General features: G+C 58.1%; 10 protein-coding genes. 8 read left to right on the top strand and 2 right to left on the bottom strand.

From position 1 onward, the window contains the following. The first annotated feature begins 24 nt into the window (after window positions 1–24). The 3 genes from mnmE (at window position 25) to ACTJKZ_RS19315 (ending at window position 3,171) form a co-directional block, all read left to right on the top strand. Window positions 25–1,389 carry a tRNA uridine-5-carboxymethylaminomethyl(34) synthesis GTPase MnmE gene (gene mnmE / locus ACTJKZ_RS19325; protein WP_161733218.1) on the top strand — a complete coding sequence of 455 codons (1,365 nt, stop codon included), beginning with the start codon at window positions 25–27 and terminating at the stop codon, window positions 1,387–1,389. Between the two features lie 263 nt (window positions 1,390–1,652). Continuing rightward, the gene (locus tag ACTJKZ_RS19320) at window positions 1,653–2,243 is read left to right on the top strand and encodes a malonic semialdehyde reductase (protein ID WP_440829954.1); all 591 of its coding nucleotides are present in this window, start codon (window positions 1,653–1,655) and stop codon (window positions 2,241–2,243) included. 178 nt (window positions 2,244–2,421) lie between these two features. After that, a complete protein-coding gene (locus tag ACTJKZ_RS19315) occupies window positions 2,422–3,171 on the top strand; it encodes a 4'-phosphopantetheinyl transferase family protein (protein ID WP_161733210.1) in 750 nt (249 codons plus the stop codon). A 36-nt stretch (window positions 3,172–3,207) separates the two neighbouring features. Here ACTJKZ_RS19315 and ACTJKZ_RS19310 read toward each other — a convergent pair whose 3' ends face one another. Further along, on the bottom strand, window positions 3,208–4,521 hold the full coding sequence (locus tag ACTJKZ_RS19310; protein WP_260059612.1) for an NCS2 family permease: 1,314 nt from the start codon (window positions 4,519–4,521) through the stop codon (window positions 3,208–3,210). A 152-nt stretch (window positions 4,522–4,673) separates the two neighbouring features. Between ACTJKZ_RS19310 and yieH the strand changes: the two genes are divergently transcribed. Both yieH and ACTJKZ_RS19300 read left to right on the top strand, forming a co-directional pair. Then, complete coding sequence (gene yieH, locus ACTJKZ_RS19305) at window positions 4,674–5,333, top strand: 6-phosphogluconate phosphatase (protein WP_161733206.1); 660 nt, start codon at window positions 4,674–4,676, stop codon at window positions 5,331–5,333. An 11-nt stretch (window positions 5,334–5,344) separates the two neighbouring features. Next, window positions 5,345–6,277 (top strand): GlxA family transcriptional regulator, encoded by a 933-nt coding sequence (locus ACTJKZ_RS19300; protein WP_161733204.1) that lies wholly within the window; start codon window positions 5,345–5,347, stop codon window positions 6,275–6,277. Here ACTJKZ_RS19300 and ACTJKZ_RS19295 read toward each other — a convergent pair. Continuing rightward, window positions 6,262–7,257 carry an acyltransferase gene (locus tag ACTJKZ_RS19295; protein ID WP_161733202.1) on the bottom strand — a complete coding sequence of 332 codons (996 nt, stop codon included), beginning with the start codon at window positions 7,255–7,257 and terminating at the stop codon, window positions 6,262–6,264. The two genes, ACTJKZ_RS19300 and ACTJKZ_RS19295, sit on opposite strands and share 16 nt — an antisense overlap. Window positions 7,258–7,477: 220 nt before the next feature. Here ACTJKZ_RS19295 and glyQ point away from each other — a divergent pair, with 220 nt between their 5' ends. The 3 genes from glyQ (at window position 7,478) to ACTJKZ_RS19280 (ending at window position 12,595) form a co-directional block, all read left to right on the top strand. Further along, window positions 7,478–8,407 (top strand): glycine--tRNA ligase subunit alpha, encoded by a 930-nt coding sequence (gene glyQ, locus ACTJKZ_RS19290; protein WP_167429501.1) that lies wholly within the window; start codon window positions 7,478–7,480, stop codon window positions 8,405–8,407. A 9-nt stretch (window positions 8,408–8,416) separates the two neighbouring features. Beyond that, window positions 8,417–10,486: a glycine--tRNA ligase subunit beta gene (glyS, locus tag ACTJKZ_RS19285; protein WP_440829953.1), complete on the top strand. Its 2,070-nt coding sequence runs from the start codon at window positions 8,417–8,419 to the stop codon at window positions 10,484–10,486. Window positions 10,487–10,864: 378 nt separating this feature from the next. Further along, on the top strand, window positions 10,865–12,595 hold the full coding sequence (locus tag ACTJKZ_RS19280; RefSeq protein WP_440829952.1) for a ShlB/FhaC/HecB family hemolysin secretion/activation protein: 1,731 nt from the start codon (window positions 10,865–10,867) through the stop codon (window positions 12,593–12,595). Window positions 12,596–12,627: the final 32 nt, after the last annotated feature.

The raw sequence follows: 12,627 nt of genomic DNA, 5'->3' as shown, positions 1-12,627 counted from the left end.
GTTTTTTGTAGCGAGAGAAAATTTATGAGCCACAGCGATACCATTGTTGCCCAGGCGACGCCACCCGGACGCGGCGGCGTCGGCATTCTGCGCGTCTCTGGCGCGCAGGCGGCAGAGGTTGCCCGCCAGTTGCTGGGTAAACTGCCTAAGCCCAGATACGCCGATTACCTGCCGTTTACTGATAGCGACGGCAGCGTGCTGGATCAGGGCATTGCGCTGTGGTTTCCCGGTCCTAACTCCTTTACCGGCGAAGATGTGCTGGAGCTGCAGGGTCACGGCGGCCCGGTGATCCTCGATCTGCTGCTGAAGCGCATTGTGGCGCTGCCGGGCGTGCGTATCGCTCAGCCGGGTGAGTTCTCTGAGCGGGCGTTTCTGAACGACAAGCTCGATCTGGCGCAGGCCGAAGCGATTGCCGACCTGATTGATGCCAGCTCTGAGCAGGCGGCGCGTTCGGCCGTGAACTCGCTGCAGGGCGCCTTCTCCACCCGGGTCAATCATCTTGTGGAAGCACTGACTCACCTGCGCATCTATGTCGAAGCGGCTATCGACTTCCCGGATGAAGAGATCGATTTCCTCTCTGATGGCCGAATTGAAGCGCAGCTGAATACGGTGATCGGTGATCTGGATGCGGTCCGTGCCGAAGCGCGTCAGGGCAGCCTGCTGCGTGAAGGAATGAAAGTAGTGATTGCGGGCCGCCCCAATGCGGGCAAATCGAGCCTGCTGAATGCGCTGGCAGGCCGTGACGCCGCTATCGTTACGGACATTGCGGGCACCACCCGTGACGTACTGCGTGAACATATTCATATAGATGGCATGCCGCTGCATATCATCGACACCGCTGGACTGCGTGAGGCCAGTGACGAAGTCGAACGTATCGGGATTGAGCGTGCCTGGCAGGAGATTGAACAGGCTGACCGCGTGCTGTTTATGGTGGACGGCACCACCACCGATGCCACCGAAGCGGCGGCTATCTGGCCCGATTTTGTCTCCCGCCTGCCGCCGGAACTGCCGATTACCGTGGTCCGCAACAAGGCGGATGTCACCGGTGAGCCTTTAGGCCTGACAGAAGTAAACGGTCACTCACTGATTCGCCTGTCGGCACGCACCAGCGAGGGCGTCGATGCACTGCGGGATCACCTGAAGCAGAGCATGGGCTTCTCCGGCAATATGGAAGGCGGCTTCCTGGCGCGTCGTCGTCATCTGCAGGCGCTGGAGCAGGCGGCAACGCACTTACAGCAGGGAAAAGCGCAACTGCTCGGTGCCCGGGCCGGTGAGTTACTGGCGGAGGAGCTGCGTGTTGCTCAGCAGGCGTTAAGTGAGATTACCGGTGAATTCACCTCTGACGATCTGCTGGGCCGTATCTTCTCCAGCTTCTGTATCGGTAAATAGCTTTCCTGGCCTGGCGGCAGCGCTGTCAGGCCTGATTTCCCGCCTCGCTACCTCCCCTGTTATTCCTGCCGCTGCGTTGATTCTTGCTGATATGTTATTTTGCGGCGGCAACACGTTGTCGTATAACGGTAGACGCGCCGATCTGACGTGCGGCTATGATCGCGGTGAGTGAACCCCGCCTCATCCCGCCGCGCCGGACCGGACGCAACCCCACTACGTGAACACCGTTGGGCGAGTTTTTTCGCCTGAAAAAGGAGAGTTGCATGAGTACACCGCTCGACACTGCTGCACTGGATACCCTGTTTAATGACGCCCGCACCCACAGTTACTGGCAGGATAAGCCGGTCGATAATGCCCTGCTGGAACAGCTTTATACCTTAACGGCGCTGGGTCCGACCTCGGCGAACTGTTCGCCTGCGCGATTTGTTTTCGTGACCTCGGCGGAAGGCAAAGAGAAGCTGAAACCGGCACTCTCTTCCGGCAATCTGGAAAAAACCATGAGCGCGCCGGTCACGGTGATTGTGGCCTGGGACCGCGAGTTCTATGAGCAGCTGCCCGCGCTGTTCCCGCATGCTGATGCGCGCAGCTGGTTTACCGGCAGCCCGGAAGTGGCAAAAGAGACCGCTTTCCGTAACAGCAGCCTGCAGGCGGGCTACCTGATTCTGGCGGCTCGTTCGCTGGGTCTGGATGCCGGTCCGATGTCCGGGTTTGATCCGGCCAAAGTCAACGACGCCTTTTTCCCCGACGGTCAGTATCAGGTTAATCTGCTGATTAACCTCGGCTATGGTGACGCGTCAAAATTGCATCCGTGCCTGCCGCGACTAAGCTTTGAGCAGGCGAGCCGTTTCGCCTGATGCTGCCCGCGTCGCGATTCGAATCGCGACGCGTAACGCTGATCCATTCCCGCTAATCTGCGCTGTATGCTCATCCTATTCCGAATTTACCCCAATCTGTGCGTTGTCAGGTGCATTAAGGTAAGAAAATTCCTACAATGCGTCTGATGATTATCTGACCATTTTCACGGAGCGACAGATGGCTGGTCATTTTGTACGCTGGACGGGCGATCCCGGCTTCCCGGCTAATGATTTACGCATTCCCCAGGTTATCACCGACACGGCACAGCAGTTTGCTGACAAACGCCGTGGAAGATTTCTTGCCGCCCGTACCCTGCTGGCACAACTGATGCTGCGGGTTTATGGCATTAGTGAGCTGCCGCGCCTGCTTATCCAGGGTAACGGACGCCCCGTTTTTGCTGACAGCGATCTGCCCGATTTCAGCATCGCCTATGCGGGCAATACGGTGGGGGTGCTGCTGGCTGAAGAGGGTGGACGTGCGGGTCTGGATATGGAGATTGTGCATGCGCGGAGCCGTCAGACTCAGGAGCAGCTGATTCAGGGATTAACGTCGGGCGAAATCGCCTGGATTAATGCCCAGCAGGATGCCATGGAAGCGGTGACGCAAATCTGGACGTTACGCCAGAGCATTCTCAAGCTGACGGGAGAAGGCGATCGCGGACTGGATTCGCTGCGCCTGTTGCCGGGTGCCGGTCGGCTGCGATCGTCACTCTATCCCGAGATTCAGGTGGTATGTGATGCGGAACCCATGCTGGTCTGGTCGTGCGCGCTGTCGTCTGCGACCCAGCGGCTGTACCTGTGGGAGATGGATAACGCTTTTGAATGGCGTGCATTACGCGAAATCGAGATGGGTAAACCCAACATCGGGCCTCATGCCCTGCGGCTGACCAGTCTGCCCGGCGAGCGCAATCTGCATCCTCAAATGTAAAAAGCCGCAACCGGTGGGTTGCGGCTCTGACTGTGCTTAGTGCGCGTCGATAAAGACAATCTTCAGCACAAACAGCAGCGCAACAATTACCACGCAGGGGCTGATTTCACGCCAGCGGCCGGTGCCCAGTTTCATCACGCAGTAAGCGATAAAACCCAGCGCAATGCCTTCGGTGATGGAAAAGCTGAAGGGCATCATGGCGGCGGTGACAAACGCCGGAACGGCTTCGGTCAGATCATCCCAGCGCACGCGCGACAGGCTGGCGGTCATTAACACGCCAACGTAAATCAGCGCGCCTGCGGCGGCATAGGATGGCACCATTGCGGCCAGCGGTGACAGGAAGGTCACCAGCAGGAAAAGCAGGCCGGTTACCACGGCCATCAGACCGGTACGGCCACCAATCGCCACGCCCGAGGTGCTCTCGATATAGGCGGTCACGGAAGACGTGCCCGCCAGCGCGCCACTCACCGAACTGATGCTGTCGACATAAAGCGCCTGCTGCATCCGCGGAAAGGTGCCGGTTTCATCGGTCAGTCCCGCTTTGTCGGTAACGCCAATCAGCGTGCCGGAGGAGTCGAACAGATTGACCAGCATAAAGGAGAAGATGACGCCCGCCATGCCAATGTTAAACGCACCTTTGATATCGACCTGACCCACCACCGAAGTAATCGAAGGCGGCGCAGAAAACAGGCCGACAAACTTCACGTCGCCCAGCATCCAGCCAATAGCGGTGGTGATCACCATTGAGATCAGCACCGCCGCGTGGATATTGCGTGATGCCAGAATGGCGATAATAAAGAAGCCGAGTGCGCCCAGCAGCACGCTGTGCGAAGTCAGATTACCCACGGCCACGAGCGTATCGGGATTCGGCACGATAATACCGGCATTCTTCAGCCCCATCATGGCGATAAACAGGCCGATACCGGCAGTGATGCCAACGCGCAGGCTCAGTGGGATATTGGCAATCATCCAGTAGCGAACCCGCAGCAGGGTCAGTATCAGCAGGCCGACCGCACCCCAGAAAATCGCGCCCATACCGACCTGCCACGAATAGCCCATCGCCCCGACCACCACAAAAGCGAAGAAGGCATTCAGCCCCATTGCGGGGGCCAGCGCCACCGGCAGATTGGCAAACAGTCCCATCAGAATGCTGCCAAGCGCGGCAATCAGACAGGTGGTCACAAACACCGCCTGGGTATCCATACCGGCGACGCCGAGGATCTGCGGGTTGACGAAGACGATATAGACCATCGTCAGAAAGGTGGTGATACCTGCGATCACTTCGGTGCGCACCGTGGTGCCATGTTCCTGCAGCCTGAAGATGCGCTGCAAAACGCCTTGCTTGCTCATGCCATCCATCCAGAAGAAAAAATCATCGGCGCGTATCCTGGCGATTTTACCGGGGCAATACAATGATTTTTCGCAACCGATTGCCAGTCTCGCAATCTGCGCTGAGTGCGGTAGAGTGTGGAGCACACCCCTGAATCGAAGGATAGAGTCTGATGTCAGTTGAATGCGTCTTTTTTGATTGCGATGGCACGCTGGTGGACAGTGAGTTGCTCTGCACCCAGGCCTACGTCAACACGTTTGCCCGTTACGGTCTGGCGCTGTCGCTGCAGCAGATGTTTGAAAAGTATAAGGGCGTCAAACTCTACGACATCATTCGTGACGTGGGCGACGCGCATCAGGTGTCGCTGCCGATGGAAGAGGTGGAGACAGCTTATCGCGCGGAAGTCGCGCGACTGTTCGATCAGCAACTGCAGCCAATTCCGGGTGCGAAAGCGCTGGTGGAGCAGATCAAAGTGCCGATGTGCGTGGTCTCAAACGGGACGGTAAAAAAGATGCAGCACTCGCTGGGCTTAACCGGCATGCTGCCGCTGTTTGCCGAACACCTCTATAGCGGTTATGACATTCTGCACTGGAAGCCCGATCCGGAGCTGATGTATCACGCGGCGGAACAGATGCAGGTGCCGATTGAGCGCTGCATTCTGGTGGATGACTCCGAAGCGGGCGCCCGCGCCGGTATTGCCGCCGGGATCCCGGTCTACTACTACTGTGCTGATCCGCACAATCCTGAACTGGATCATCCGCTGGTGACGCGCTTCGACGACATGGCGCAGCTGCCTGCGTTGTGGCGCGCCCGTGGCTGGGATCTGGTGTAGCGCAGGCCAGCATGACACATACCGTCTGGTTTTTAACCCTGCCTGGCGTCATGGTACTGGATCTGACCGGCCCGGCCGAAACGCTGAAGCTGGCGGGGGATCGCTTTTCGCTGCGCTACATTGGCCCGCAGCCGGAGGTGGTCTGTTCCACCGGTATGACCATTGGCGGCATCGAACCCTTGCCAGAACAGTTGCCCGCCGGGAGCCTGCTGGTGGTGCCGGGCGTCTATGACTCGCAGATCTGTTATTCCACACCCCAGGCCACAGAAGCACGCGACTGGCTGATGCGGCAGCACGCCGCGCTGCGCGCGCAGACCTTTATGCTGGTCTGCGTCTGCTCAGGTGCGTTGCTGGCAGCGCAAGCGGGCATGCTCGATGACGTGCCCTGCACCACCCATCATGATGTCATTGCCCGTCTGAAAGCGGTCGCCCCGCGCGCTCAGGTGCAGGAGAACCGGGTATTTGTCGGGCATGAGAATATCTGGACCAGCGCGGGCATCACGGCGGGGATCGACCTGGCGCTGCATCTGGTGAATCAGCTCTGCGATACGCCAACAGCGCTGGCCGTGGCGCGGGAAATGGTGGTCTGGTTCCGCCGCGCCGGTGACGACCCGCAGCTTTCACCCTGGCTGCGTTACCGCAATCACCTGCATCCGGCCATTCATCGGGCGCAGGACCTGATGATTGCGCATCCTGAGCATGGCTGGACGCTGACCGAGCTGGCCGGGCGCGCCCACGTCAGCAGCCGTCATCTGGCGCGGCTGTTTCGTCAGCATCTGGGGATCAGCGTGCGGGAATACCATGAGCAGCTGCGGGTTGGCGTGGCGCGCCAGCGTCAGCAGCAGGGTGAATCCGCTGAGAAAGCGGCGCTGGCGGCGGGATTTTCATCGGCGCGCCAGCTGCGACGCGCCCGCCAGCGGGAAACCGATCAGCTGACAAAGTGACGGGTATCGACCCGTTTCAGCGCCATCCCCAGCAGCAGACTGCCACCCAGCGTCAGTCCGAACACCCAGGGCAGATCGAGCCACGGACGCGACATATCATCGTAGTGATGCGTGCGCAGATAGTGAATGAACAGCGCATGAAAGCCGTAGATCGGCAGTGAATAGCGCGCAATCACGGTAAAACCGGGCAGCGTGCGCTGATTCAGGCTGTTTTTAAACACGATGAGCAGGCTGATCGCCGCGATAAATACCAGCGGTCCGCAGTAGAGATACCAGGTATCGTTAAACGCCCCGTTGACGATCAGCGCCTTTTTCGTCCCTAACGTAATGCCAATCACACAGGCGATAAACAGCCCGGCGGCCAGCGGGGTCAGGCCGCGCCGGGTCGTGTCCATGGTGCCGATCGCCCGTCCCAGCAGCGCATAGAGCAGGTAGTAAATGCTGTCACCGCTGACATAGAGGTTAACCGGCAGAAAATGGAACGGGCCCAGCGACTGGCTGACCGTATTCGGGTTGGCGAGTACCGCCAGCACCAGCACCAGCAGCGCTACATAGCGTGCCTGCACGGTTTTCACCTGGATCAGCGGCGACATCAGATAGATGCCAATCAGCGCAAAGAAGAACCACAGGTGATAGAACACGGGCTTCTGCAGCATCTTCAGGATCGAACGTCCTTCGCTGATCGGCGTCAGCCAGGTGATATAGGCCAGCGAGACCGCGCTGTAGAACAGCAGACAGAGCACCAGCCGGAGCATATGACGCGGCTGGGCGCTACGTTCGCCGAAAAACAGATAGCCGGAGATCATAAAGAACAGTGGAACACAGACGCGTGATGCCGAGTTCAGCAGATTCGCCACATCCCAGGTCGTGCCGGTTACCGCCATCGGCCCGGTGATATACCAGGTGGTGGTGTGAATCACGATCACCATCAGGCAGGCAACCGCGCGTAAATTATCGATCCAGTAAATCTTCTGCGACATGGCGTCCTCTTGCGCATAGCTCCGTGCGCAAAAGGGTAGTCAAATGCGACCAGAGCAACAACTGCCGCCAGCAGGATTCGGAGCCATCTGTATGCCAGCGCCCGTAATTACCGCGAAAACGCGCCGGTAGTGCCTAGGATTTACGGCTGCACATCGCGCGGTCAAAGGGTATACTGTCGGCCTCTTTTTTTAATCTAACCGAAGCGCGTGCACACTCAACATGCAAAAGTTTGATACCAAAACCTTTCAGGGGCTGATCCTGACCTTGCAGGATTACTGGGCGCGTCAGGGCTGCACCATTGTCCAACCGCTGGACATGGAAGTGGGCGCTGGCACTTCACACCCGATGACCTGCCTGCGTGCACTCGGCCCGGAGCCGATCGCCGCCGCCTACGTGCAGCCATCCCGTCGTCCTACCGATGGCCGCTACGGTGAAAACCCGAACCGTCTTCAGCACTATTACCAGTTCCAGGTCATCATCAAACCGTCACCCGACAACATTCAGGAGCTGTATCTTGGTTCGTTAAAAGAGCTGGGAATGGATCCGACGGTGCATGACATTCGCTTTGTGGAAGATAACTGGGAAAACCCGACGCTGGGTGCCTGGGGACTCGGCTGGGAAGTGTGGCTCAACGGCATGGAAGTGACGCAGTTCACCTACTTCCAGCAGGTTGGCGGCCTGGAGTGTAAGCCAGTGACCGGTGAGATCACCTACGGCCTGGAGCGTCTGGCGATGTACATCCAGGGCGTCGACAGCGTTTACGATCTGGTCTGGAGCGACGGTCCGCTGGGCAAAACCACCTACGGCGACGTGTTCCATCAGAACGAAGTGGAGCAATCCACCTATAACTTCGAATACGCCGACGTCGACTTCCTCTTTACCTGCTTTGAGCAGTACGAGAAAGAGGCGCAGCATCTGCTGGCGCTGGAAAAACCGCTGCCACTGCCCGCCTACGAACGCATTCTGAAAGCGGCGCACAGCTTTAACCTGCTGGATGCGCGCAAAGCGATCTCGGTAACGGAGCGTCAGCGCTATATCCTGCGCATTCGCACCCTGACCAAAGCCGTGGCTGAAGCTTACTACGCCTCTCGCGAGGCAATGGGCTTCCCGATGTGTGCTCGTAAAGCGCCAAAACTAGAAAATAAGTAAGAGGCAGCCATGACTGAACAAACCTTCCTGGTGGAGATCGGCACCGAAGAGCTGCCACCAAAAGCCCTGCGCAGCCTGGCAGAAGCCTTTGCCGCGCAGGTCACCGCTGAACTGGATGCCGCTAACCTGAGCCATGGCGAGGTCAGCTGGTTTGCTGCACCGCGTCGTCTGGCGCTGAAAGTCGCGAACCTGAGCGCCGCACAACCCGATCGGGAAGTGGAGAAGCGCGGTCCTGCGGTCGCTGCGGCATTTGATGCTGACGGCAACGCCACCAAAGCCGCCGAAGGCTGGGCGCGGGGTAACGGCATTACTGTTGATCAGGCGGAACGCCTCGCCACCGATAAAGGCGAATGGCTGGTCTATCGCGCCCAGGTGAAAGGCGAAGCGGCCCAGGCGCTGCTGCCCGCGATGATTGCGACTGCACTCAGCAAGCTGCCGGTGCCAAAACTGATGCGCTGGGGCGACAGCGATGTACAGTTCGTTCGTCCGGTGCACACCGTGACGATGCTGCTGGGCGATGAGCTGATCCCTGGCACCATCCTGGGCATCGCCTCAGACCGGATTATCCGTGGTCACCGCTTTATGGGTGAAAGCGAAATCACGCTCGAAAGTGCCGATCACTATCCTGATGTGCTGGAAAAACGCGGCCAGGTCATTGCTGACTATCAGGTCCGCAAAGCGATGATCAAAGCCGATGCAGAAGCGGCCGCACGCCGCTTAGGCGGCAACGCCGATATCAGCGACAGCCTGCTGGAAGAGGTAACGTCGCTGGTGGAGTGGCCGGTGGTTCTGACCGCAACCTTTGAAGAGAAATTCCTCAAGGTGCCTGCGGAAGCGCTGGTCTACACCATGAAAGGCGATCAGAAATATTTCCCGGTGTATGACAATGACGGCAACCTGATGCCGAACTTCATTTTCGTCACTAACATCGAATCCAGCGATCCGCGCCAGATTATCGCGGGCAACGAAAAAGTGGTGCGTCCACGCCTGGCCGATGCGGAGTTCTTCTTTAATACCGACCGCAAAAAGCGTCTGGAAGACAATCTGCCGCGTCTGGAGACCGTCCTGTTCCAGAAAGAGCTGGGCACGCTGCGCGATAAAACCGATCGCATTCAGGCCCTGGCGGGCTGGATTGCCGGTAAAATCGGCGCCGATGTGAATCACGCTACCCGCGCGGGCCTGCTGTCGAAGTGTGACCTGATGACCAACATGGTCTTCGAGTTCACCGACACCCAGGGCGTGATGGGCATGCATTACGCGCGTCACGACGGCGAAGCCGAAGATGTGGCGGTTGCGCTGAACGAGCAGTATCAGCCGCGCTTTGCCGGTGACGATCTGCCATCCAGCCCGGTCGCCTGTGCGCTGGCGATTGCCGATAAAATGGATACGCTGGCCGGTATTTTCGGCATTGGTCAGCATCCAAAAGGCGACAAAGATCCGTTCGCACTGCGTCGTGCGGCGCTGGGCGTGCTGCGTATCATCGTTGAGAAAAACCTGCCACTCGACCTGCAGACGCTGACTGAAGAAGCAGTACGTCTGTACGGCAGCAAGCTGAGCAACGCCCGCGTGGTGGATGATGTGATTGACTTTATGCTGGGTCGCTTCCGCACCTGGTATCAGGAAGAGGGTCACAGCATTGATACGCTGCAGGCAGTTCTGGCGCGTCGTCCGACCCGTCCGGCTGACTTTGATGCACGCATGAAAGCGGTGTCGCACTTCCGTACGCTGGAGGCCGCCGCAGCACTGGCGGCGGCGAACAAGCGCGTCTCTAACATTCTGGCAAAATCGACCGAAACGCTGAATGAGAGCGTGCAGGCGTCGCTGCTGAAAGAGAACGAAGAGATCCAGCTGGCGACCTTTGTTACTGCGCTGAGCAGCAAGCTGCAGCCTTACTTCGCTGAAGGCCGCTATCAGGATGCGCTGGTCGAACTGGCCCAGCTGCGTACCGCGGTAGACAACTTCTTCGACAAAGTGATGGTGAACGCCGACGATCAGGCAGTGCGGGTCAATCGCCTGACGCTGCTGTCAAAACTGCGTGAGCTGTTCCTGCAGGTCGCGGATATCTCGCTTCTGCAGTAATTCTCTTAGCGTAGTACGAAAAAGGGACGAGCAATCGTCCCTTTTTTTATGGGATTTTTCAGGCCTGATGTCTTCAACTCATATCTGAGTGTGACCGCTATAGCGGCCATTTTTTAGGATGCAAATGAATACGCTAAAGTGCTCAAACTGCCATTGCCGGTCATCAGAAATCGGCTGCCGTGATGCTACAGGTGATAAATATTATTATATATCAGAAGGTTAATTGTTAATTTTTCTCCTGTAATACTCTAAGGTTTTTCATCAATCCGGAGGTTAAGAAACCGCCTCAAAAATAGCCCTCCCCCTTGTTTTTGTCCCTTTCTGATGGATAATTCGCCAAAATTTACACCCGGTTACAGTTAGTGAAATGGAATTTTCATGAAAAGGATTTGTTTATCGCTCTGGCATCCGCCAAAGCCTCTGCTCGCCATAGTCGCGGGCGCGCTGTTCTGCTTCTCTTTACCGCTGATGGCAGCGCCGCCAGCCAATAATCCCCGCGAAGAAGGCCAGGTGATTGATGCCCGCGAGCAACTGCGTCAGCAGACGCGCGAGCGCGTGCTGCAACAGCAGAATGCGCCGCAGGCGAATGAACATCTTCCCCGTCCTGATAGTCGTCTGCCCGGTTATCCTGCCAGTGAGCAGCCCTGCTTTACCATCAATCAGATCGCCCTGACTGGCGACGAAGCCAGCCGTTTTCAGTGGGCGCTTGATGCTGCTTCAGACGCCACCGGCCGTTGTCTGGGCGGACAGGGCATCGTGCTGGTCATTAACAAAGTGCAGAATGCAATTCTCGCCAAAGGCTATGTCACCACCCGCGTCATGGCACAGGAGCAGGATCTGACTAAAGGCGTATTAACGCTGACGCTGCAGCCTGGCCGTATCAGCCAGATCCGCTTCGAAGAACCTGTTTCCTGGCGTGGACGGCTGTGGAATGCCGTTCCGGCGTCATCGGGCGATATTTTGAATCTGCGGGATATTGAGCAGGGCCTGGAGAACTTTAAGCGGGTGCCCAGCGCCAGAGCTGACATTAAAATCGTGCCGGGCGAGCAGGAAGCCACCAGCGATCTGCAGGTCAACTGGCACGAAGGCAGACCGGTACGGCTCAGTCTGGGACTGGATGACAGCGGATCTAAAAGTACCGGGCGCTATCTCGGTTCCGCCACCCTCGCAGTGGATGCGCCCTTTGCGCAGAACGATCTGTTTTACGCCAATATTGGCAAAAATCTGTTTGAGCATGGGCCGTTCGGTAACCGCTCGCACACCCTGAATTACTTTTTCCCGATAGGCTACTGGGCCGTTTCCGCCAACTACAACGACTACACCTATCACCAGAACATCCCCAATGCCAATGAGGTGCTGCGCTACAGCGGCAAGAGCGATAATTTCCAGCTCACGGTCTCCCGATTGCTCTACCGCGATCAGTCGAACAAAACCACGCTTAATCTGCGTGGCTACCGCAAACACTCCACCAACGCCGTCAACGATATCGACATTGAGCAGCAAAAGCGGCGCACTGCGGGCTGGGAACTGGGCCTGAATCAGCATAGCTATTTGAGTAGCAGCACGCTGGACGCCAGTATCGCCTGGCGGCGCGGTACCGGGGCGTTTAATGCGCTTCCTGCACCAGAAGAGTCGCGTCATCAGGGCAGTGCGCGTACCGGCATACTGCTGGGCGACCTCGGCATCAACCATCCTTTCGCCCTGGGCGAGCAACCCTGGCGGGTCTATAGCAGCGTGCGCGGACAATGGAGTCCGAATGCGCTGACGCCGCAGGAGCGCATGGCGATTGCCGGGCGTTACACGGTACGCGGCTTTGACGGTGAACAGATGTTGTCGGGGGAAAAAGGTCTGCTGTGGCGCAACGAAATCGGCTGGAACCTTTTCTCACGCGGGCATGAGCTCTATCTGGCTGCCGATTATGGCCGGGTAAGCGGACCCGCGACGCGGGACCTGGTCGGGCATCAGCTGGCAGGCAGTGCCATCGGCGTACGCGGCTCACTCTGGGGTCGCTTCAGCTATGACCTGTTTGCGGGCGTGCCGCTCTGTAAACCCGAGGGTTTTCATACCTCAGGCGCGACGGCGGGTTTCAGCGTTAACCTGGAAATCTGACCAACAAAGCGGGTGATCACCGCTATCTGAAA

The organism is Pantoea sp. 22096 (assembly GCF_052045955.1).
GTDB lineage: Bacteria > Pseudomonadota > Gammaproteobacteria > Enterobacterales > Enterobacteriaceae > Pantoea > Pantoea alfalfae.
This window is presented reverse-complemented; position numbering and strand designations above follow the sequence as displayed.